Source organism: Clostridium sp. 1001271B_151109_B4 (genome assembly GCF_015670405.1).
GTDB lineage: Bacteria > Bacillota > Clostridia > Clostridiales > Clostridiaceae > Clostridium.
The window spans coordinates 1-25,790 of the sequence record NZ_JADPBQ010000005.1 but is presented as its reverse complement, the minus strand read 5'-3'; the positions used below and the strand labels follow the sequence as shown (position 1 = coordinate 25,790).

The 25,790-nt window shown below is 27.8% G+C and carries 17 protein-coding genes and 1 other annotated feature; of the genes, 1 reads left to right on the top strand and 16 read right to left on the bottom strand.

Annotated features, from left to right (window positions below):
* Positions 1–25 precede the first annotated feature (25 nt).
* From I4V63_RS04840 to I4V63_RS04765, 16 genes are all read right to left on the bottom strand, one after another.
* The gene (locus I4V63_RS04840) at positions 26–1,864 is read right to left on the bottom strand and encodes a PTS mannitol transporter subunit IICBA (RefSeq protein ID WP_196000173.1); all 1,839 of its coding nucleotides are present in this window, start codon (positions 1,862–1,864) and stop codon (positions 26–28) included.
* A gap of 2 nt (positions 1,865–1,866) precedes the next feature.
* A complete protein-coding gene (locus I4V63_RS04835; protein WP_196000172.1) occupies positions 1,867–3,981 on the bottom strand; it encodes a PRD domain-containing protein in 2,115 nt (704 codons plus the stop codon).
* A 242-nt stretch (positions 3,982–4,223) separates the two neighbouring features.
* Complete coding sequence (locus tag I4V63_RS04830; RefSeq protein ID WP_196000171.1) at positions 4,224–4,496, bottom strand: DUF4176 domain-containing protein; 273 nt, start codon at positions 4,494–4,496, stop codon at positions 4,224–4,226.
* Positions 4,497–4,622: 126 nt separating this feature from the next.
* A complete protein-coding gene (locus tag I4V63_RS04825; RefSeq protein WP_196000170.1) occupies positions 4,623–5,972 on the bottom strand; it encodes a glucose-6-phosphate isomerase in 1,350 nt (449 codons plus the stop codon).
* 108 nt (positions 5,973–6,080) lie between these two features.
* Positions 6,081–7,907: a glutamine--fructose-6-phosphate transaminase (isomerizing) gene (gene glmS / locus I4V63_RS04820; RefSeq protein WP_196000169.1), complete on the bottom strand. Its 1,827-nt coding sequence runs from the start codon at positions 7,905–7,907 to the stop codon at positions 6,081–6,083.
* Between the two features lie 799 nt (positions 7,908–8,706).
* Complete coding sequence (locus I4V63_RS04815; RefSeq protein ID WP_196000168.1) at positions 8,707–9,567, bottom strand: Cof-type HAD-IIB family hydrolase; 861 nt, start codon at positions 9,565–9,567, stop codon at positions 8,707–8,709.
* Between the two features lie 155 nt (positions 9,568–9,722).
* The gene (locus I4V63_RS04810) at positions 9,723–11,162 is read right to left on the bottom strand and encodes a 6-phospho-beta-glucosidase (RefSeq protein WP_196000167.1); all 1,440 of its coding nucleotides are present in this window, start codon (positions 11,160–11,162) and stop codon (positions 9,723–9,725) included.
* 22 nt (positions 11,163–11,184) lie between these two features.
* On the bottom strand, positions 11,185–13,062 hold the full coding sequence (locus I4V63_RS04805; RefSeq protein ID WP_196000166.1) for a beta-glucoside-specific PTS transporter subunit IIABC: 1,878 nt from the start codon (positions 13,060–13,062) through the stop codon (positions 11,185–11,187).
* 369 nt (positions 13,063–13,431) lie between these two features.
* Positions 13,432–14,268: a PRD domain-containing protein gene (locus tag I4V63_RS04800; protein WP_196000165.1), complete on the bottom strand. Its 837-nt coding sequence runs from the start codon at positions 14,266–14,268 to the stop codon at positions 13,432–13,434.
* Between the two features lie 475 nt (positions 14,269–14,743).
* Positions 14,744–15,040: a hypothetical protein gene (locus I4V63_RS04795; protein WP_196000164.1), complete on the bottom strand. Its 297-nt coding sequence runs from the start codon at positions 15,038–15,040 to the stop codon at positions 14,744–14,746.
* A 155-nt stretch (positions 15,041–15,195) separates the two neighbouring features.
* Positions 15,196–15,912 (bottom strand): hypothetical protein, encoded by a 717-nt coding sequence (locus I4V63_RS04790; protein WP_196000163.1) that lies wholly within the window; start codon positions 15,910–15,912, stop codon positions 15,196–15,198.
* 189 nt (positions 15,913–16,101) lie between these two features.
* Positions 16,102–18,597, bottom strand: coding sequence for an SBBP repeat-containing protein (locus I4V63_RS04785; RefSeq protein WP_196000162.1), 2,496 nt, complete (start codon positions 18,595–18,597; stop codon positions 16,102–16,104).
* 211 nt (positions 18,598–18,808) lie between these two features.
* Positions 18,809–20,713: a threonine--tRNA ligase gene (thrS, locus tag I4V63_RS04780; RefSeq protein WP_196000161.1), complete on the bottom strand. Its 1,905-nt coding sequence runs from the start codon at positions 20,711–20,713 to the stop codon at positions 18,809–18,811.
* 145 nt (positions 20,714–20,858) lie between these two features.
* Positions 20,859–21,085 (bottom strand) — a binding site (T-box leader).
* A 75-nt stretch (positions 21,086–21,160) separates the two neighbouring features.
* Positions 21,161–22,276 (bottom strand): deaminase domain-containing protein, encoded by a 1,116-nt coding sequence (locus I4V63_RS04775; RefSeq protein WP_196000160.1) that lies wholly within the window; start codon positions 22,274–22,276, stop codon positions 21,161–21,163.
* A 174-nt stretch (positions 22,277–22,450) separates the two neighbouring features.
* Positions 22,451–23,593: a glycerate kinase gene (locus tag I4V63_RS04770; RefSeq protein WP_196000159.1), complete on the bottom strand. Its 1,143-nt coding sequence runs from the start codon at positions 23,591–23,593 to the stop codon at positions 22,451–22,453.
* Positions 23,594–23,687: 94 nt separating this feature from the next.
* The gene (locus I4V63_RS04765) at positions 23,688–24,518 is read right to left on the bottom strand and encodes a hypothetical protein (protein WP_196000158.1); all 831 of its coding nucleotides are present in this window, start codon (positions 24,516–24,518) and stop codon (positions 23,688–23,690) included.
* 234 nt (positions 24,519–24,752) lie between these two features.
* Between I4V63_RS04765 and I4V63_RS04760 the strand changes: the two genes are divergently transcribed.
* The coding region (locus tag I4V63_RS04760; protein ID WP_196000157.1) for an SLC13 family permease at positions 24,753–25,790 on the top strand (1,038 nt) is incomplete at its 3' end.

Below are 25,790 nucleotides of genomic sequence, written 5' to 3'. Positions count from 1 at the left end.
GCTTTTTTCACAAGAATGCCTCTTACTATTTATTAAAAGTTTTTAATATCTCAAATTTATCACTTGTATTTTTAAGCTTATCTACTAATGCTTCATCCTCTAATGATGTTGCAATATTAGATAATATTTCTAAATGATCATCTCCAACTCCAGCAATACCAATAACTAAATATGCTAAATCATCACCAAAAACTACACCATCTGGATACTGAAGGACAACTATTCCTGACTTCTCAACTTCTTTTTTTGCTTCACCTACGCCATGTGGAATTGCTATTCCCATTCCTATATAAGTTGATACTATTTTTTCTCTTTCTTGCATTGCAGCTATATAGTTATTATTAACATATCCTTCTTTAACTAATATCTTCCCAGCTCTCTCTATAGCTTCTTCTTTACTTTCGCTTGATAATCCTAAAATTATATTATCCCCTTTTAATATAGAAGTTTCTTTAACTTGTGCTGATGCCGCTACTTCTGCTACAGCAACTTCTGCTAACTCTATGTTTCCATCTGCTCTGTTTTCTAATATAGAATATAGCTTGTCTAATTTACTATCTTGTAAGAAATTCTCTATAAACACATGCTCTGCTTGCGGAGAATTTTTTCTTGCTCTTTCCGCTAATTTTTTATGACTTACAACTATATCTGCATCAGCTGGTATTGTATCTACTGATGAATTAATAACTATTATATTTGAAGCAAAACCTTTTATTCTATTTCTAAACTTAGTTGCTCCCATTGCACTAGAGCCCATTCCAGCATCACACGCAAATACTATTTTATTGATTACTGCTTTATTAATTACTACCTCTTCATTATCAACAACAGTTTCGTCATTATCATCACTTAATTTTTTAGCAGCTTTTCTAACTAATGGTGCTGCAACAACAAATGATACAGCTGTAGAAACCGCAACCCCTGCTAAAATTCCAATCATTCCACCCTTTGGTGCTAATGCCATTAAAGCAAATATACTTCCTGGTGATGGAGTTGCTACTAATCCAGCATTAAAAATTGAAAATACTAATATCCCTGCAGCACTACCAACTATTGGTGCTATTATTAATAATGGATTCATTAATACATATGGGAAGTAAATTTCATGAATTCCACCTAATGCATGTATAATTGCCGCTCCTGGTGCTGATTGCTTCATTCCACCTTTACTATAGAAACAATATGCTAATAATACTCCAAGCCCTGGACCTGGATTTGCTTCTAATAAGTACATTATAGATTGTCCAAATTCTTTTGTTTGCTCAATACCAATTGGACCAATAATACCATGATTTATTGCATTGTTTAAAAATAATACCTTAGCTGGCTCAATAAATATTGCTACTAAAGGAAGTAATCCCTTAGAAATTATTACTTCAACCCCCAACTTAAGCCCTTCAGTTACAATAACAACCACTGGACCTATAGCGTAAAATCCAACTATAGCAAGTATTAATCCAATAATTCCTACTGAGAAATTGTTAATTAACATCTCAAATCCAGCTGGAGCTTTACCTTCAATAGCCTTATCAAACTTCTTAATAGTGTATCCAGCTAATGGCCCCATTATCATTGCTCCAATGAACATTGGAATATCTGCTCCAACTATAACACCAGCAGTTGCAATTGCACCTATTACTCCACCTCTTACGTCTCCAACTACTCTACCACCAGTATATCCAACTAATAATGGAAGTAAATACTTTAACATTGGATCAACTAAACTTGCTAATTGCTCATTAGGAAACCATCCAGTTTCGATAAACAATGCAGTAATTAATCCCCAAGCTATAAATGCTCCTATATTAGGCATTACCATTCCACTTAAGAACTTACCAAATTTTTGAACTTTCTCCTTAATCATCTCTATTCCTCCATAATACTCTTTAATTCCTTCCTGTATAAATCACCTAAAATCTTTTCTATAATATTAGTTAACTCTTCTTCACTACTTTTTTTAATAGATTTCCTAAAACTTTCTTTCTCTATTATTTCCCCATTTATATAGCTCATTATATTTATCTGAGTTTGTGTATTCTTTTCTGGAATTAAAGAAACAATTGCAAAATCAATTTTCTTATTATTTTCTATTAATTTTTCTTTTAATCTTATAACTCCAAATTTACAAGAAGTAATCTTTTCATCTTTACAATGCAGTAACATCATATTGAATCCATTCAAATAAGTGCTAGACTTCATTTCTCTTTCAATCAATGATTTTTTTATTTCTTTTGAATGATTGACATTATTAGCAAAAATACTACTAGCTATTCCTATCAAATCGTTTACCGATTCTACGCAATTAATTTCTCTTACTTTTACTTCTTCTATTATTGAAATTATTTCAGTGCCCAAATTTGTTATACTTTTTATCTTATCTTTGTCACACTTAACTTCTTTTTTTACTATTTTTTTTAATATTATATCTTTAGAATATCTATGAATAAACTCCTTTAACTTCATTTTATCTTTTTGTAAAAACATTGGATTTAAACAAATATACTTATAATCTACATCTAATTCCACTGTTGATATTATAAAGTCTATACCCTCATTTGTTAACTTATTTGTATCAATATTTATAGCAGATATACTACTTTTAATATCTAAGTTTTGGAATTCTTTCTTTATATTTACAGCTAATAATCTTGATGTTCCGATTCCTGTTGGACATGCTATTACAACTGATAAGTTTTCTCTTTTTATATTTTCTTCTATTGCAGCAGCAATGTGCATTGCTATATATGCAACTTCAGATTCTGGTATCTTATCTACTTTAGTAATTCTCTTTAATATTTCGCAAGCATTTTCACAAGAATCGTAAATTTCTTTATACTGTTCCTTTATATTTTCTAATAATGGATTTCTAATATTAAGTTTCATAGTCATTCTGCTAACTGCAGGAACCAAATGATTATATATATCTTTGCTTAATTTTTGCTTATTAATTATTTCAATATTAAAGTCTTTTTCAACCTCTGATATTATATAATTAGAAATTTGTTTAATATCTAGGTTGTCTAAATCAATATCATTTTCTACCTTGCTTAACCTTAATCTAGCCCCCTTTAAATGCATTGTTATATAACCAATTTCATCTCTAGGGATTTCGATAGTAAATATTTTTTCTAATTCATTTGTGATTTCAGTTGCAACTGCAAATTCTGGTAATAGTTCTAATTCACTTAATGAATCTTTATCCATTGAAATTTTTTCACCATTTTTTATTCGTTGAACTGCTAACGATATATGAACAACTAATCCAATATAATCACTATCTATAAGTTTAAAATTAAATTTTTCCTCTAACTCTGATACGATCTTTTCTATGTCTCTAATTATTGTTTTATCAATAAAATTAAGCATTCTATTTTCTATTGAAAACTCTATACTATTTTCAGTATTTGAACTATTCAATGATTTTTTTAAAAGTTTTATTAACTCTTTTTCATCTAGAGTCTTGTACAAAATATCTGCTAGTACTTTTCTATAATTCTTTTCATTACCTTCTAGATAAATCCCTAAACCTTGTTTTCTAATAAGTTTTATATCAAACTCCTTTAACCACTCTTCAACTCCATCTAAATCATTACTTAAAGTTCCTTCGGAAACTTTTAATTGATTAGTAAAATAAAATAATTTTAATGGTTCTTTATTTACTAATAGCTCACCTAAAATAATTTTTTTTCTTTCATCTTTGGTATATTCTTTTTGAATATTTTCAACTTCTAGAAGTTCTAATATTAATTGCTGGTTTTCTAGATTTTCATCTATTATCAAACCAACCCCTGGCTTTTTAATGAAATTAAATCCATTTTCATCTAACCATTCTTCAATTTTAGGCATCTCTCTTAATACAGTTCTTGAACTTATATTTAAGCTTTCAGCAATTTTGGAAATAGTTATAGGATTTTTGCTAGTTGATTTAGTTAAAATTTGTATAATTTGTTTTTGTCTAGACATTAATTTTTTCTTTCTCATAGGCTCTCCTATTAGTGACATTTTTAAATATCAACTACTTACAAGTTTATTTTATCTCTATTATTCGTTTACATCAATCTATTCATATGCCATAAATGTCCCTATCACTTAGTGACAAATTTAAAAATATTTATATTTTATTCCAAATATGGCTCTATTGCTTATTTAACTTTATATATTTTAAGTTTTAGGCTCTTCTCATAATTATTGAAGAAAAAAAGAAGTGCCTTAAAACACTTCTATTATTCATTATACTTCTTTATTGCTAATTTTAAAGCTTCATCTTCTAAATCTGAATATCCTTTAAAAATAACTTCTTCTATGTCTTCATTATTAAATAAAAACGTATAATCATTTCCTAAATATCCTTCTGGATATAAAACACCTAGATAATCCCAAAGTTTTTCTTCTTCACCCTGTAGCTGCATTCTACCCATTATCATTAACTTCTTATATCCACCTTTTAAAACTACAATAGATCCTAGTGCTAAAAGTTCTTGCTTATTATTCTCCAATTTATGTACCCCCTATAATACAATACTTCTTATATATCATCATTATAGATTATACATATTTCTAGTAAATTATAATAGCTAATTTAATAAATATCTATAGCTTTTATTTCTAATAATAATACAATTTTATCTTAACCTATCTTCTAATTCTTCTTTAAGGTCTTCATATCCCGGTTTTCCTAAAAGTGCAAACATATTCTTTTTATATTCTTCTACTCCTGGTTGATTAAATGGATTTATTCCCAATAAATACCCACTAATTCCACATGATTTTTCAAAGAAATAAACTAATTGTCCAAAATAATATGGAGTTAATTCAGGTATATTTATAATAATATTAGGTACTCCCCCATCATTATGTGCCAATACAGTTCCCTCGAAGGCTTTTTTATTCACATAATCAATAGTTTTCCCCTTTAAAAAGTTTAATCCATCAACATTACCTTCCATTTCTCCAATAACTATATTTTTACTAACATTCTCAACATTAAGAACTGTTTCAAACATTATTCTACTTCCATCTTGAATAAATTGACCCATTGAATGTAAATCTGTTGAAAAGTCAACTGCAGCTGGGAAAATTCCTTTTTTATCTTTTCCTTCTGATTCTCCATATAATTGCTTCCACCATTCATTAAAATAATGTAATGATGGCTCGTAATTAACTAATACCTCAATTGATTTTCCTTTGTTATATAAAATATTTCTTAATACTGCATATTTATAGCAATCATTTTCTTCTAATGAGCTGCTAGAATATTTTTCTCTTGCATCTGCTGCACCTTTCATAATTTCATCAATGTTAATTCCAGCTACTGAAATTGGTAGTAATCCAACTGCTGTTAATACAGTAAATCTACCTCCCACATTATCAGGTATAACAAATGTTTCATATCCCATTTCATTTGCTAATCCCTTTAATGCTCCTCTTTCTCTATCTGTTGTTACGAAAATTCTTTCTCTAGCTTCATCAGCTCCATATTTTTCTTCCATATACTTCTTAAATAGTCTAAAGGCTATAGCTGGTTCTGTTGTTGTTCCTGATTTAGATATTACATTTACTGAAATATCCATACCATCAATAACTTCAAATAATTCTGATATATAAGTAGAACTTATACTATTTCCTACAAAGAATACCCTTGGAGCCTTTAATTTTGACTTAGGTAACATATTATTAAAATTACTAGTTAACATTTCAATAGCTGCTCTTGATCCTAAATACGACCCACCAATTCCGATTACTATTAATACATCTGAGTTGTTTTTTATTTTTTCTGCTGTAACTTTTATTCTTTCAAATTCTTCTCTATCGTAATTTTTTGGTAGGTCTAACCACCCTAAAAAGTCATTTCCTGCTCCTGTTCCATTATGGATAACTTCATGTGCACTATTAACCATTGCCTTCATATATCCAATTTCATTTTCATTAACAAATCCTTGTAACTTTGATACATCTAACGATAAACTTCTCATACTCACACTCTCCCATAATAATTTATTTTTTAATAAAATGGACTATATCAAAATTAATTTACATTATAATTCGATATAATCCATTCACTTACTTATAAATTTTATTTATTACTCAACAGTTACTGACTTAGCAAGGTTTCTTGGTTTATCTATATCACAACCTCTTTCAGTTGCTACATAGTATGCTAATAACTGTAATACAACTGCTCCTAATACAGGTGCTATTCTAGTTGAAATTTGTGGTATTCTTATAATTTCATCAAAAACAGATAAATCTAATTCTTGATTTTCATATGCTATACCAATAATTTCAGCCCCTCTAGATTTAACTTCCCTGATATTACTAATCATTTTATCTTTTAAATTAGTTTGAGTTAATAATGCTATTATTTTTGTTCCTGGCTCTATTAATGCTATAGTTCCATGTTTAAGCTCTCCACCAGCATATGCTTCAGAGTGAATATAAGCTATTTCTTTTATTTTAAGAGCCCCTTCTATTGCTAATGCATAATCAACATCTCTTCCTAAATAGAACAAATCTTTTTCTTGAGCTATAAGTTTAGCAATCTTAGCAATTTGAGTTTTATTATTTAACACTTCTTCTACCTTACTTGGTAACTCTAATAATGCATTCTTAATTTCTGCTTCTTCTTCAGATTTTAATAATCCTCTTAAGTCAGCTAAATACATTCCTAATAAGTTCATTACAACCGCTTGAGTTGTATAAGCTTTAGTTGATGCTACTGCAATTTCTGGTCCAGCCATAGTGTATATTACGCTATCTGCTTCTCTAGAAATACTGCTTCCAACAACATTAGTTATAGCTAATGTCTTAGCACCTATTTTCTTTGCATCTCTAAGAACTGCTAATGTATCAGCTGTTTCTCCTGACTGACTTAATGTAACTATAAGTGTTTTATTAGTTACTATTGGATTTCTATATCTAAACTCAGATGCAATTGCTACTTCGACAGGTATTCTTGCTAAATCTTCAATAGCTACCTTTCCAATTAACCCTGCATTATATGCAGTTCCACATGCAATAATATATATTCTATCTATCTTTTCTAACTCTTCTGATGTAAGCTTAAAATCACCTAAATTAACTTTTTCATTTAAAGCTACTCTTCCTGTCATTGTATCTTTAATTGCTTTTGGTTGCTCATGAATTTCTTTTAACATGAAAGAATCATAACCACCCTTTTCTGCTGCATCCTCATTCCATGTTACTTTATATATTTCTTTATCTATTTTATCTCCATTTGATTCAAATACTTCAGCGCCTTGATTTGTTAATACAACAAATTCATTATCCTCTAAAAGATAAATATCTCTAGTATAATTTAATACTGCTGGTATATCTGATGCTATAAATGTTTCACCTTGTCCTATTCCAACTATTAATGGACTATCTTTTCTAACAGCCACTATCTTATCTGGTTCTTGTCCTGAAACCACTCCTAAAGCATAACTACCTTCTAGTTTTTCAGTAGCCTTTACTACCGCTTCAAAAAGATTGCCCTTATAATAATAATGAATTAGGTTTGGAATTACCTCTGTATCCGTTGCAGACTTAAATTCATATCCTTCACTTTTTAACCATTTTGTAAGCTCACTATAGTTTTCAATGATTCCATTATGAACTACAGTAATATCCCCTTTTGATGTTTGATGTGGATGTGAATTTACATCTGAAGGCTCTCCATGAGTTGCCCATCTTGTATGTCCAATTCCTATTGTTCCTTCTGCTGAATTGTTAGATAATTCTTCAACAAGATTTGATAAACGACCTTTATGCTTTCTTATTTCAACTTTACTATTATTAATAACTGCTATCCCTGCTGAATCATATCCTCTATATTCTAGTTTTGATAATCCTTCTATTAAGAAATCACTTGCTTTCTTATTTCCTACATAACCAACTATTCCGCACATATATTTTCTACCTTCCTTATTTTAACTTTTTATAAACTGAGCTTAATCTTAAGATTGAATTTTAACTCCACCTTAAGGTTAGAATTCATTATCTAGCGGCCTTTCCATTGTTATCTTTCTCCTAAGGAGATTGAATTTTACAACTACTAACCATAAGATAAAATTTTATTGTAATAATTTAATTCGAACATAAAAAATACATACAAATGCTCGAACATAAAAAATACAATTAAGGTTTTAACACCAGACTAGACTTGTCCTACAAATCACTTCATAGTTTTACTAGTCGCTAACGGTAGTGCGATACCGTGGGGCACCCGCCGAAGAATTCGATACTCCCCATCCTCGTCAACTCATAAGAGTTCTGGCGCTTTATATTTTAAATTAAACTTATTACTAATCCCTCCTTTTTTGAAATACTAAGTTATATTTATAAATCATTAAAGTTAAAATTTTTATAATAACAGAAATAATCCTTAGTCGTATAATGTATAACAAATAAAATTAAAATTTTAATTTTAATTTTTATAAATATAACCAATATCAATTTTATACCAGTAAAATTATTCCTTCAATTAGTAGATATTGCATTTGAGCTTAGTCCGGCAGCTTTACTGATAAAATCACCGAATTTACTTAATATTTCCTTTCTGCTAATACGTACTCCATAGCTTTCCCTATATAATAAATTTAATAACTTTTTAAAAACAACTGTTATGAAATACACAGAACACTAATTTATCACAAAACTTAAAACAACCATTTTACACTTTTATTGTAAAATGGTTGCTTTTTTAAACTATGCTTCTAAAGACTCATAAATTGCCTTAGCTACTCCATCATTATTATTACTATCAGTAATATATTTAGCTATTTCCTTAATCTCAGGAATTGCATTTTCCATGGCATAAGAATTTTCGAATTCAGTAAACATTGAATAATCATTAAAGCTGTCCCCAAGAACTATTACTTCACTCTTATCTATTCCCATTTTTTTAATTGTCTTAGCTAATATTAATCCCTTTTGAGCCTCAATATCACTTATTTCAATATCATTAGAAAAAGTTGATGCTACTGCTAAATCACTTGTGCTTTTCTTTAATTTTTCTTTTAAATTTGCTATTAATTTCTCATCATTATCGAAAGTAACTATTTTTAATACCTCTACATTACTTTCTAAAATTTCATAAACATCATCTATATACTTCATTCCTCTTTCAGCATGGAACTTTTCAACGAATTCTATTACTTCTTCTTCATTCATCTTAGGGTTAAACAATTTAAATCTATCAATAATAGCTTTTTTATCACTTTCTTTATTAGTTACATAAGATCCATTATTAGTCATTAATTGAATACATAATCCAGCATCATTTAATATGTCAAATACTATTTTTACGCTATCTTTATTCATATAAACACTCTCAATAACATTTCCATTTACATCTCTGTACTCTGCTCCATTACTTAAAATACATTCACATTTTAAATTACATTCTTCTAAATATGACTTTACTGCCCCATAATCTCTTCCTGTTACAATTGTAAAGTGCCTTCCCATTTCTTGTGCTTTTCTTATAGCCTTTAAATTTTCTTCAGATATCATATGATCATCATTTAGTAAAGTCCCATCCATATCACTTGCAATTAATTTTATCATATCTTATTCTCCTACTCCTTATCTTTAATGTTATTTTATACTATTTATTATACCAAACTTTATTATATAAAATATAAATAATAAAGTTAAATTTATAAGTGGTATAAAAAACGGACTACATATTATAAATAAAATGTAGTCCATTTCCCTAATTATTAAAGTTCTTCACCATTAGTTGCTATAACTTTTTTGTACCAATAGAAACTCTTCTTTTTACTTCTATTTAAAGTACCATTTCCTTCATTATCTTTATCGACATAAATAAATCCATATCTCTTTTTCATTTCTCCAGTTGATGCTGATACTAAATCTATACATCCCCATGGAGTATATCCTATTAAATCAACCCCATCTGCAATTGCTTCTTTCATTGCTTTAACATGTTCACTTAAATACTCAATTCTATAATCATCATTTATAGTTTCATCTTCTTCTGGAATATCTACAGCACCTAATCCATTTTCAACTATGAATAATGGCTTTTGATATCTATCATATAGTTGATTTGCTGTTATTCTTAATCCAAGGGGATCTATTTGCCATCCCCATTCTGATGCTTTTAAATATGGATTTCTAACAGTTTTAAATGCATTTCCTGAAGTTTTTCCATTAACTATTTCTGGATCAACACTTGCACATCTGCTTGAATAATAACTAAATCCAATAAAATCTACAGTATTATTCTTTAATATCTCATCATCATTTTCACCAAACACAATCTCAATTCCATTCTCTCTTAAGAATCTCTTTGCATAACCTGGATATTCTCCTCTTGATTGAACATCTATAAAGAATAAATTTTCTCTTTCCTTATCCATAGCTTTTTGAACATCTTCTGGATTGCAACTATATGCATAAGTTGCTCCAGCTGCAAGCATACATCCAACCATAGACCCTGGAATTATTTCATGTGCCATTTTAGTTGCTAATGCACTTGCTATAAGTTCATGATGAGCTGATTGATACTTAATTTGAAGTTCATTATCCCCTTCTTCAAATCTAACACCAGCACCCATAAATGGTAGGTGTAATATCATATTAATTTCATTAAATGTCATCCAATACTTAACTTTATCCTTATATCTTGTGAAGATAGCCTTACAATAATTTAAATAGAAATCTACAAATTTACGATTTTTCCATCCACCAAACTTTTCGATAATTCCAATTGGAGTATCAAAATGGCATATTGTAACTACTGGTTCTATTCCATGTTTAATCATTTCATCAAACATTTCATCATAGAATTTTAATCCATCTTCATTTGGAGTTTCTTCATCTCCTTGAGGGAATATTCTTGACCAAGCAATTGATATTCTTAAACATTTAAATCCCATCTCTGCAAATAATGCTATATCCTCTCTAAATCTATGATAAAAATCTATAGAATCATGTGATGGATAATACTCTCCTTCAATAGGTCTTAAAATATCAATTTTACCTTCCATAACTTTTCTTCTATTTTCTCCAGCTGGACAAAGATCAACAGTTGTTAATCCTTTTCCGCCTTCTTTGTATCCACCTTCACATTGGTTTGCAGCTAAAGCTCCTCCCCACAAAAAATCTTTTGGAAATTTATTAAAATTATTATTCATAACTATCCTCCCCTTTTATTTACTAAAGTATTGTAATCAATGTTTCTCCTATATTAACTGATTTAATGTCCTTTGGTACTATTTCTAAATATTCCATAGTATTTGTGATAATAACAGGTGTAATTAATTCATAACCTTCATTTTTTATAGCATTCATATCAAATTCAACTAAAGTATCTCCAACTTTAACCTTATCTCCATATTTAACATGTGCAGTAAAATGCTTACCATCTAATTGAACTGTATCCATACCAATATGAATTAAAATTTCAGCTCCATCTTCTGATTTTAATCCAATTGCATGCTTTGTTTTAAATATCATTTGAACTGTACCGTTTATTGGTGATACTACCTTTCCTTCTGTTGGATTAATAGCAATACCTTTCCCCATCATTTCTGATGCAAATGTTTCATCCTTAACTTCATTTAAAGGAACTATATTTCCTTTTAATGGGCTAGCAATAGTAATTTTATTCATTAATGGTTCTTTATCTACTGCAACTTCTTCTATATTGTTATATACTTCAGCCTTTTCTTCTTTATCTTTATATAAAACTAAACAAACAACAAAAGATGCAACTACACTTATTACTGCTCCTATACATGCATATACAAAATTCATCATTGTTTCACCACCAATATAACTTGGTAAAGTTAAAAATCCTGGTGAACCACCTGAATAATTAGATACTCTGAATAATCCTAAAAATAATCCACCAATTGCTCCACCTATCATTGATGCATATAATGGTGTTTTAAATCTTAAATTAACACCGTATAAAGCTGGCTCTGTAATACCACAAACCGCTGTAATACCAGCTGAAGAAGCTAATTGCTTAATTTCCTTGTTCTTACTCTTAATCGCTACAGCTAATGCAGCTCCACCTTGAGATACATTTGAAGCTAACATCCCTGGATATATTACAGTATCATATCCCATAGTCATACGATTATTTATTCCAATTGGAACAAGTCCATAATGAGTCCCTGTCATAACTAATAAAGGAGTTAATCCACCTAATAAAGTTGGTACTAACCAACTAGCATAAGATTCTAAAACTTTTATCCCTAATCCAATCTTATCACTTACTATATATCCTATAGGTCCTATTACAACTAAAATTACTATTCCTGAAACAACTGCTGTAATTAATGGCTTTGTAAAGAATTTGATTGCTTTTGGTGATATCTTATCTGCAATTGGTTCAACATATGACATAAACCAAACACCAAGTATTATTGGTAAAACACTTGAACTGTAAGAAGCTAAAGTAATAGGCAATCCAAATACTGATAATGGTTCACCTGTTTCTTTTGCTGCATTCACCATTGTTACAAATGTTGGATGTAGCAACATTCCTCCAAGCATCATAGCTAAATATGCATTACATTTAAACTTCTTAGCTGCTGAACTTGCTAAAAATATTGGTAAGAAGTAAAATGCAGCATCTGCCATAAAGTTAAAAACTTGATAACTTTGAGAATCAGTAGAAATTAGTTTAAAAGCAGTTAACAACGCAAGTACAGCTTTCATCATACCAGCAGCTGTTATAGCTGGTAAAATAGGTGTAAATATTCCTGTTACTGTATCTATTACGTTTGCAATAGGCTTACGTTCGTCTACTTCTTCAGATGAGTTACCCTCATTTCCTTCAATATTAGCAATTTTCATTACTTCCTTATATACATTATTTACATCATTTCCTATAATAACTTGATATTGTCCACCTTTATCTACAACACCCATAACACCGCTAATACTTTTTATTACTTCTGTATTAGCCTTTGATTTATCCTTTAAGTTAAATCTTAATCTTGTTGCACAATGTGTTAAATTTGATACATTTTCTTGTCCACCGATATTTTTTAATATTTGTTTTGCTAAATTTTCATAATTCATAGCTTAATTCCTCGCTTTCAATATTTTAATTTTCTCAAATTTAAAATTTTGAAGAATTAAGGTTTTGCCTAGCCTAACCTAGTAACAATCCTATGAAACTTCTAAGGTTATATTAATTTTCCTGATCATCACCTCCACAATTTACTTATCAGTTAATAAAAATTATATAAAAAACCTAAACTAACTTTTAAAATTAAAACTACAGATATACTTACTTCTAGCATTATACTTCAAATAAAATGATAAATACTTTAATAAATCATTCTAATGAATTATCATATCTACTGCTTAATTTTAATTATTAATTTAGGTTTTGCCTGATCGAATCAGTAACAATCCTAATGGAAAGTATTAAAGTTATATTTAATTTTAACAATTTTCATATACTACTCTAGCTGTATGTATTATTAAATATAGCATTTCTTCTTTAGTTAATTGAGTACCATATTTTTGCTTTACAAATCCCTCAATTCTTTTTACACACTCATAAGAATTTGGATACTTAAGTTTTATCATGTCAAATAAGTCATTATCATTATCTTCATAATATCTTCCACTAGATAGTCTTTGAGTAAAGAATTTTAAATGAGTAATAAATCTGTAATAATTAATTGATTCTTCATCAAATTCAATATTAAAATGATACTTTACCATCTTTAATATTTCTTCAATTAATTTAATCATATCTACTATTTCTGGCATTTCTTGATCAAGTTCACCATTTAAAATATGCATTGCTATTGATGCTGCTTCATCTTCTGGTAACTCAAAATTTAAATTCTCCTCAATAATCTTTAATGCATGGATCCCAATTTCAAATTCAACTTTATGAAGTCTCTTAATATCCCAAAGCATTGCATTTTTTATTTCTAAGTTTTTTTCTGCTCTACTAATTGCAAAACTAATATGATCTGTAAGTGTTAAATAAATATTTTCATTTAACTTTGTACCCAACTTATTTTCTGCATATTTTATTATATTTTCTGCAACTTCTAAATACTTTGCTGGAATATCATTCACTAAAGTAAGCAACTTTTCATTTATACTTTTATTTTCTAAGACGAATATTTTTTCTATTTTACTCTCATCAATCTCATCGCCTTTTTTCTTTTGGAAAGCTATACCCCTTCCCATAACAACTGCTTCTTCACTATTTTCACTTATAATTGTCACAACATTGTTATTTAATACTTTATTTATGATCATATCAGTATAATCCCCTCATTTTTATATTTACTAATTTAAGATATTAAACTTAATTAAAGTTATACAAAAAAACCTAAATCAATATCAAATAATGCATATAATTATCATATAAAAATAATTAATATACATATATTTGGTATCAATTTAGGTTTTGCCTGCTTACTCAGTAACAATCCCAAAATGGATTCCACTATTAACTTGTCTTAATTTTATCAACTAATGTAAACATTGTCAATATATTTATTTAAATTTTATGCAGCTTCTACAAAGCATATATCTTCAATTTTATGCTTTAAATTTTTATTTATATAAGCTACTATTCTTCCTACTAATAACGCCGATAAAACAGTTCCAATACCTAATCCATCTGGAGCTACTGGTACAATATTTGCTGTAATAATAAATGTAACACCAAAAGCTGTTATAAAAAAGCTTAATATACAAATTACTATTCTAATATAAAAACTATCAACATTTATATTAATAATTGCATTAAAAAAATCATAATTTGCCCAAATAATATAGCAAATATAATTTGTAATAGCTGAATAACTTTAAAATCCTTTCTTAGTATTATTATTTGTATACCTACATAAATAGTAAATAAAATTGCTGCTGCCGTTCCTAAACTAATGCTACTAACTTTACTTATACTTAATGATAATGAGCTTACTGGTGATTCTCCTAAGTTAGACTTTATTGCTAATACCCCACCTAAAACTAGCAAAAATATACCACAAATATAAATAACTATTCTGTTTATATTTTTCATCTATATTCCTCAAAAATTTATATTTATTTTATTAAATATTTTCATTATAAATTCTTCTATAGATATGATCATAAAAAATTAATAGATAATAGCAATATAAAAAAACATTACTATTATCTATTATTTATCATTTACACATAAAATTGTTAACTTAATTATGCACTCACAGTTGATTCATTATTTAATTCTTCTTTACCGTTAAGTATAATTCCAACAAACTTTTTACCATAAGGTAAGCAGAATTGAATGAATGGTCCTATCGCCAACATTGCTATAATAGTGCCGATTCCAACCTTTCCACCAAGAATAAATCCAACAATTAAAAAAGTTGCATCAAATGCTATTCTAACCCATCTATATTGGCAATTTAGCTTGTCTTTAATTATAAATGGAACAATATCATTTGGTGCTACTCCTATATCACTTTCAGACATTATTGAAAATCCTACCGCAATTATAAAACATCCACCTAATACTAATAGCATCTTTACAAATATATTTGCAGATTCTACCGGAAAATATGATACTGCTTTTACACCTAAATCAATTATTGGTCCTACTCCAATAACACATATTAATGTTCCTATTTTTATACGTTTTCTATCAACTATCAGTATTCCAATAAATAATACTATTAATATTATCATATTTGCTACACCGGGAGTAACTTCAGCTCTTCCTGCAATCATATGAACTATTGATAAATCTTTTAATCCTGTTTTATTTAGAACCGTTGCCAATCCTTCTGTAAAAACAGTAAATGAATCTGAACCAATGCTTGTCTTTAAAAATAAAGCCACCCCAAATTGAATTATACTCATTCCAATGAAAAACAATACTAATCTTTTAATTAAATCAATTGATTTTTTCAACCTTTTCACCCTTTACTATTATGTTTTTTTTCTTTGACTAAATGCTATGACTATTTAATATTTTTATTATTTAAGTGTACATATTTTATTTTATAAAAAATTATTATTATTGTCAAAAAATATAAATAATTTTTTATAATTATCCTATTAGCTAATTTTTATAAGCTAATAAGATAATTATAATACCATTTATAAATAACTAGTAATGCTTTTTTTAATACTACTCTTTGAATAGTATTTATTATCTTTTACATTGATAAAAGTTTCATTTTCTAATACTTCACTTTTTATTAAAACTCTAACCTTAATAGTTGCATTAGCTGCCTCACCAATATTTAACTCACTAACCTTCCACACTATTTCCTTTCCTATTTGATGAATTGCACCTTTTGATACATTTATTTCTTTTATTGTTACTCCTCTTTCTAATACATCGTTAATTCTAATATCAGTTGCTACATCTGGACCATTATTTATAATATTTATTTCATATTGAGTTGTTCCCCCAAGCTCAACATCAATATTATATCTCGATTTTTCTATACTTAAATTGCATATTCTAGTATTTACTTTAATGATAGATATTGAGCTTTCTTCATAATAATCTTCTTTTTCTTTAATTCTACTTTCAGAAATTGGATAAGCATATCCAGTAATATATGTGTTTAATTCCTTATCCAATGCAAGTCCTAATGCAAAATCATTGATATTTTTTCTTAAGAATGTCCCAAGTAATAAAGCTTTTCTTCCTTCTTTATTCGGATCTAATTTTAATAAAAAAGAATTATATCCATTTTTTACCCAACCATTTTCATAACTGTCCACAGGAAAATCAGTTGATGTTGTAAAACCACATATATATACGTAATTATTATAATCAATTTTTATATCTGAGCATACATCACTTCCATTTCCATCTATATAACTTCCATAAACTAATCCCTTTTCTCCTGATAATTTTGTATCTAACTTAATAAAAAATCCTGAACCTTCTATGTTAGATATACTATTTCTAAATGCATTTTTAGTTATAGGAAAATCATTCAAAGAATTTGTTACTCCTGTTATATAAGCACATTCTCTTGAATCAACTGCAATTCCATATCCAGCTTCTTCCCCATCTCCACATAAAAATGTGGAATATATTAAGCTCTCTTTTCCTGTCTTATTCAAATCAAATTTAGATATAAAAGTACTACTTAATCCTCCTTCAAATTTGGTTTCATAAGCATTTTGTGTTACAGGAAAGTCTTTTGATTGAGTAACGCCTGTAACATATACATAATCATTGTCATCTACTGCTAATGCTGAAAAACTAGTTGAGTCATTACCACCAAAATATGTTCCATATAACAATGAATCTTTCCTTTTTTTCTTTATGTCTAGTTTTAATAAAAATCCAACATCTACAGCCTTATCATTATTTTTTTCATACGCACTTTCACTTATAGGAAATCCAAAATTTGAATTAGTTAATCCCACTACATATACATTCTTATCCTTATCTATTGCCACCGAATAGGCATAATCATACGAATTTCCACCTAAATATGTTCCATAAACTAAACTACTTGATCCAATCTTTTTGGTATCTATTTTAATTAAAAAACCTGTTTTACTTCCTCCTGGATAACTATATGCATATGATTTTTCTGTTACTGGAAATTCATATCTGGAATTTGTTGCTCCTACTATATATGCATTTTTTTCATTGTCCACAGCTATTCCAACAGCCTCATCAATACCTTCTCCCCCAATATAAGCTGCATACTTTAATGCTGACTGTCCCTTTTTACTAGTATCTATTTTCACTAAAAAAGCTCCATAATCCTTTCCATTTAAAATATTTTTATAAATCTTCTTATCTGGAAATTTTTGAAATCCTACTTCTCCTGTGATATATACACATTTATTTTCATCTACAGCTATTGAATTTGCCCTATCAACTACACAAGTAGAATTAAAGTCATCAAATAATACTGATATGGTAATTGTTAAACTATCTTCTTCATTATAATCACTTATATTAAATCTTATATTCCCATCCTCATCTATTACAAAGTTACTTTCTATTTTTTCATCATTATTACTTTGATAAGCCTCAGGTTTTAATATTTTTAATATTCTTTCTTGTATATTGATATTTATATCTCCATTATCAGTTAACTCTATGTTATTTGTGCCATTTAAATTTAATAATATGTTATTTATACTTTTATTAGGTTGAACTATAAATTCCCATTTAATAATCCCCTCACACTCATAATATAATATATCTATTCCATTATATACTTCTTTGTATAATAACTTTTCATATAATGGTATAGAACATTTCCAATCTGAAATATCTTCTCCCTTAAAATAATTTAATGTACAATTAAATTCATTTTTACCTATTATTTGAGGAACCTTATTTGAATTTTTAAAATTAACTCTCAAAACATTAATTTGATACTCTTCTATTTTTTTTAGTGATGTATCATATAAGCTACTGCTATCTAACTCTTTCAACTCTTGTATTTTTTCATTACTTCTAAATGCTAATACTATCTCCTTATCAGTAAAAAAGGTTGTACATTCTTTTTTATTTAACACAAATTGTACTTTATTATCATATTGACCCATATTTCTTTCAAATATCAACGGTAAATTATTCAATACATTTGCTATCTTAACATTACTCATATTCGCTCATCCCTTTAACATTATTTCTACTATATATTAACTTATGTACATTAATTTTTAATTATCACTACATTCCTATTTATATATAATTGCATTTAAATGCATAAAAAGAGACTATCACTCAGGATAATCTCTTTTCTTAATCAATAAATAACTTTAATTATAGTTTTATATAGTAAGTTAAACCCTATATATTTACTTATAATATTTTTTATTTTCTATTTTTTATTTCAGTAGTTACTCTATCAATAAAGCTATTTAAATCAACAGCTCCTTCATCACCATTATCTCTGCTTCTTACTGAAATAGTCTTATCATTTTCTTCTTTTTCCCCAATAATAATCATATAAGGTACTCTTTCATTTCTTGCTTCCCTTATTTTATATCCTATTTTTTCAGTACGCAAATCAGCTTCAACTCTTAATCCATTTGACTCTAGATTTCTCTTAACCTTATTAGCATAATCTACAAATTTATCTGAAATAGGTAAGATCTTAACTTGAACTGGTGAAAGCCATGTTGGGAACTTACCTGCAAAATGCTCAATTAATATACCAATAAATCTTTCAATACTTCCAAAGATAACTCTATGGATAACTATTGGCCTATGCTTTTCACCATCACTACCAATATAGTCTAATTCAAATCTTTGTGGTAATTGGAAGTCTAATTGAATAGTTCCACATTGCCATGTTCTACCTAAACTATCTTCAAGATGGAAATCTATCTTTGGTCCATAAAAAGCTCCATCGCCTTCATTAATTTTATAAGGTAAATTCATTTCTTCAAGAGCTGCCTTTAATGAATCTTCTGCCATATTCCAATCTTCATCACTTCCCATTGAATCCTCTGGTCTTGTAGATAACTCAACACTATATTTAAATCCAAACTTTGAATAAACTTCATCAATTAAAGCAACAACTCCTTTAATTTCTGATTTTATTTGATCTGGTAACATAAATATATGAGCATCATCTTGAGTAAATGCCCTTACTCTCATAAGGCCATGTAAAGCACCAGAAAGTTCATGTCTATGAACTCTTCCAAGCTCTCCAACTCTCATTGGAAAATCCCTATAAGAATGTGTTTCTGTTTTATAAATAAGCATTCCACCTGGACAATTCATAGGTTTCAATGCAAATTCTTCTTCATCAATCATTGAAGTATACATATTTTCTTTATAATGATCCCAGTGCCCTGAAGTTTCCCATAACTTCTTATTTAGCATTATTGGAGTTTCAACTTCAACATATCCGGCTTTTTGATGTAATTCTCTCCAATAATTAATTAAATTATTTTTAAGAACAACTCCTTTTGGTAAGAAAAATGGGAATCCTGGTCCTTCATCAACAAAAGTAAATAGCTTTAACTCTTTACCTAACCTTCTATGATCTCTCTTTTTTGCTTCTTCTATATTATTTAAATAAGTCTTTAAAATATCTTTATTTGCAAATGCTACTCCATAAACTCTTTGTAGCATTTTATTTTTTTCATTCCCTCTCCAGTAAGCTCCTGCAACACTAGTTAATTTAAAATCTTTTATCCCCTTAGTTGATAAAAGATGTGGTCCCCTACAAAGATCTATAAAATCACCTTGTTTATAAAGTGAAATTGTTTCTCCTTCTGGAAGTTCTTTTATAAGTTCTACCTTATAAGGCTCTCCTCTATCTTCCATTAATTTCAAAGCCTCTTCTCTACTTACTACCATTCTTTCTAATGAAATATCTTCTTTTATTATTTTGTTCATTTCTTCTTCTATTTTAACTAAGTCTTCGTTATTAAATGGAGTTTCTATATCAAAATCATAATAAAATCCATTTTCTATTGTTGGTCCTATAGCTAATTTTACATCTTTATAAAGTCTCTTTACAGCCTGAGCCATTACATGTGAGGTAGTGTGTCTCATAACCTCAATACCTGCTTCATCATCATAAGTTACTATATTAACCTCATCATTATTTTGAAGCTTATAAGCTAAGTCAACTAAGGTTCCATTTACTTCACCTACTACTGCCGACTTTCCTAACTTTTTACTAATTGATTTAGCTAGATCTAAAATAGTTGAATTTTCTTCAATTTCTCTTACAGATCCATCTTTTAATTTTACGTTAATCATTTCACTTTCTACCTCCTTTAACTGATATTCCAAATTTCAACTTCTACTTGATAATTGCATCAATCAAACTTATACCTTCATTTTTATTAGAAGGTGTTTCCTGGTTAATATATATTTTTTGATATAAAAAAACATCCATCCCAATGCTTGGGACGAATGCTATATCCGTGGTTCCACCCAAATTGAATTAAAAAATTCAATTCATCTTTAAAAGTTTTATCGATCTTCACCGATGGTATTTCTCACTTAATGATACTTAACCATAACTCCAGGGTAGTTTTCTTATAGTCATATTTAAAAGTGCTTCCAGCTTATAACACTTTCTCTCTTAAAACTGTATTCCATAATACTTTTCCCTATCAACGTATAACTAATATTAATCTCATTTACTATTATATACAATTACATTAAAATAATACTACTTTTTTCATTTATTTGTAAATATTTTTATTTTTCTCCATACTCTTTATAATACATAACCTCCAAATTTATCTTAGGGTACTTTTCAATAAATTGACTAATAACATAATAGCAGCTAGGACATGGTTCCCATTTACTATATAAAATGAAATCACCTTCTGCTTTTAACTTTCTCTTAGTTATAAGTTTATGTATCTCTTCAATTATTTTTTTTTCACTATCATTAATTCTATTATATCCAATTCCTAATTTACCAAGCTTATTAACCTTACAACTTTTAAAATAATCTTGTCCTGACGGTATTAATGTACAACTATTTTTAATATCATTTTTCCCACTAACAGCTCTAAACTCCATATTATTAAATATTACAACTGCCATATTTACGGAATCCTGTATCGCTATACTTTGATTTATTTTAAATGTACCTTTCTCCTCTTCTATAATATATTTATCTAAATTTTTAATTAATCTCTTCATCCTAGGAATATAACTTTTTATGTGCTGGTGATATTCAACAGTACCCTTTTCTGCTTTTACATAAGCAAATCCTATTTGTTCAGGTACTTTAATAAATAAAGTTTTTATTTGATTCTTTTCATCATACTCTTCATTTACATTTTCATTATTAAAAATCAACATTCTTTTTAACAACTCAATATCTTTTGTATAAACATAATCTCTATTAATTTCATCTTCTAAAGATTCTAATTTTATCTTTCCTTCATCATTAATTTTTTTTGATATAAGCTTTTTAGTTTCTTCTATTACCTTTAATATATGTTGAACATCATCTTGAGTACTTGGTATTCTATCATATTCAACTCTATCAATATGTAGTCTTTTCATTTTACTTATTTTCTCACATAATTTCTTATGCTCATATTCAAATATCGTAATATTTTCTATATATCTTATAAAATCATTAATATCACTTACCTTATAAGTAATACCTTCTTCATTTACAGTTTTATAAATCTTATTAAATAATTCATTACTTATATTAAAAGTTTTTATAAAACCTTCTTTAAATTTATCAAAATCTGATATTTCAAGATTATATCCATTTAACTTTAATGCTTTATTTAAATCATTTATATTACTAATTTTTATTCTTTTATTTTTCTTATCTTTTATTTGCATATTTACCTCTTATCTCGAGTGACTACTTCAGTATTACATTTAATATTATAAGATAATAATTTATTATTTAATACTATATAAATAATAAAAAACAAGTAATATACTAATTGACTGTATTACTTGCCTTTAATCTTTCCAAATTGATCAAAATAATAGTTCTATTAAACAATATACTTATATTAATCTAATAAGTCGTATTACATTTTCGGCTGTTTTTTCTATATTTTCCCTTCCCTGTTTAAGTGCTTCATCAATAGATGTTACCCCTTTCATAATTCCAAATACAGAATCTATTCCTTTTTCATATAAAATATCTATATCGTCTCCAATTTTTCCAGCAAAAGCTACAACAGGTTTGTTATATTTTTTAGCTATTTTTGCAACCCCCAATGGAGTTTTACCATATTGAGTTTGAAAATCTATACTTCCTTCACCTGTCCAAACCATATCTGCTTCTTTAATCTTTTCTTCTAAACTAGTATATTCAATTACCATCTCAATTCCCGTTTTTAATGTTCCATTAAAAAATGTCATAAGCCCTGCACCTAAGCCGCCTGCTGCACCTGCCCCTGGTATATCCAAAATATCCTTTCCAAGTTGTTCTTTAATTATATCAGCATAATGCCTCAAGTTTCTATCCAAAATACTAACCATTTCTAAGGTTGCTCCTTTTTGTGGCCCAAATACATGTGATGCTCCATCTTCTCCACATAAAGGATTATTAACATCACATGCTACTTCAATAACAACACCTTTTAATCTAAAATCAAAATTAGTTAAATCTATAGTATGTAATTTACCTAACTCTCCTCCACCAAATCCCAATTCATTTCCTTCTTTATCTAATAACTTTCCACCCAAAGCTTGAATAACACCTGCTCCGCCATCATTTGTTGCACTTCCTCCAATACCTATTAATAACTTCTTTACCCCCTTATCTAAACAAGCCTTAATAAGTTCGCCAGTACCATAAGTAGTAGTAACTAATGGATTCCTCTTATCTAATGGAACTAAATGTATTCCACTTGCACTAGCCATCTCTAATACTCCTACTTCTCCATCACCTAAAATTCCATAATTAGCGTTAATTTTATTTCCTAAAGGCCCAGTAACTTTCAAATCATATATTTGTCCATTAGTTGCATCTATTAATGACTGCATTGTACCTTCTCCACCATCTGCCATAGGAACATGTATACATTTTATACTAGTATCTACTTTCCTTATTCCATTTTCCATTGCAATACAAACTTCTTTTGCACTCATACTTTCTTTAAAAGAATCAGGTGCTAATACAATAACAAAATCATTCTTCATTCTTTTCTCCCAATTTGACCACATATTTAAAATTTTCTCTACTTTCTAATATAAATTAATAATTACTTAAAGAGCAAGCTATAAAACTTACTCTTTAATATATACCTAATATTTTAGATTCATCAATAAATATGATTATATTTTCTTTGTTTTTAACTGCAATTATATTTGGAAAATCAAATACAATTTCTCCTTCTATAATTCCTACTCCCGATACTAAAACTGAAACATTGACCCCCTTATACCTCTTTTTTAATTTATTAAATTTGTTTCTGTTCTTTTCAACGTTACCCTCTTTATTTATTTCGTCTGTTTGTATATCTTTATCTTTCTCATCTATTTCCTTATCTTGTATATGAATTTCTTCATCTTCCCTATATGTTATAACTTCATTTATATTATCAATTGTTTCATTACTTATATTATTTATTACACTTTCCTTATATAACTCCTGACTTTCCTTAAGCTCCTGGTTACTTTCAGAAATATCTACAACCTTATATTGTTGATTATTATTCAAGTCAATATACTCTTTTTCATACTTTTTATTCTTATCATAATCAGTATAAGTTGATTTTTTATTATGTTTATTTTTGCCACCTATCTTCTTATTTATCTCAATTTTATCTGATTCATTTTTTATATTACTATCTAATTCATAATACCCTTTATAGTTATTACTCCTTGTTTGCATGGTATTATCGCAATTATCAAGGTCACATTCCTTTTCATTATACTTTTTAGTTCTTACTATCTCATTTTTCGAATACTTATCATTACTTGACTTTTTATAATTATTTCCTATTATATTATTTGTCCTATTCTCATCATAAGGCTTTTCTTTATGATTAAGTTTTATTAATCTATCTTTATTTTGCTTATTTAAAAATAAGATAATAAGAAGAACTAATAATATATAATCCATTTTCGCTCCCTTCTTAAAATTTCTATGTTCATATCAAATTCATTTTATTTAGATAATCATGGATTTAATTTATATTATATATTATTAACAATTATACTTTTTGTTCCTTACAACATACTATAGCTTATTTTAAATCAATTATTAATTAACACTTTTAATAGAAAATCATATTATGTAATATGTGTTCATAGTATTTATCTAAAAATAACCTAAGAAAAAATTAGGAGGGATAATATGACATTTGCAATAATAGTAGCCTTAATAGTATATATTACAATGATTTTTTCTATTAAGTATCGTACCGCTATAACAAGCATTGGATTAGGAGCAATATTAATATATGGAACTGTAACTAATACCTTCACCATATCCGATGTTCTTTCAAATTTTCCTATAGAAATAATCACACTTATTCTTGCTTTAGGGCTATTTTCTAAAACTTTTGAGAATAACTCATTCTTTAAATATATTGGCGATAAATTTCTAAGCATTTCTAAAGGTAAAAAGACTTTTATATATATTCTTTTGCCTTTAGTCATGTATTTTACTTCACTTTTCATGAATAATTTAAGTGTAATTCTATTATTTACCTTTATATGCCTAGAGTTATCCATAAAGTTAGAACTTTCCCCTTTACCAATTTTAGTTTCTGGATTAATTGCTTCAAATATAGGTGGTTGTCCACTTCCTTGGGCTGATACACCTGCAGTAATTTTAACACTCTATTCAGGTTTTAACCTTATGGATTTTCTAACAAAATTATTTATTCCATGTGCTCTATTGGCAGGACTTTTAGTTCCATATACACTTTGGTGGGTAAAAAATTATGATAAGAAAAATGAAATTATGAATATATCCGATGATGCGTATTTAAAAAATAAATTTACTGATCCACCACCTCCACATCATCCAAATCATATTCCACCACCTACACCCCCTATACTTCATGATAGGCATATTAATGCAAGTAAATTTAAAAAGATATATTGCCCAATTATTTTATTTATTTCCTTTATAATTGCTATATGTATTGCACCTTTTTATTCTATTTCTATTTCATTTATTTCTATTATTTATATAGGATTGCTTTTGTTAATTACTATAGATAAACCGGATAATATATTAAATACAGTTCCAGTACTTGATTCATTAGTTTTTATTTCAACATTATTTATTTTATCTAGTGTTTTAGAAAAATCAGGTATACTTGATACTATAGTTAAATATATTATCTCATTTACTTCCGATAACGTATTTTTAATTCTTTTAGCT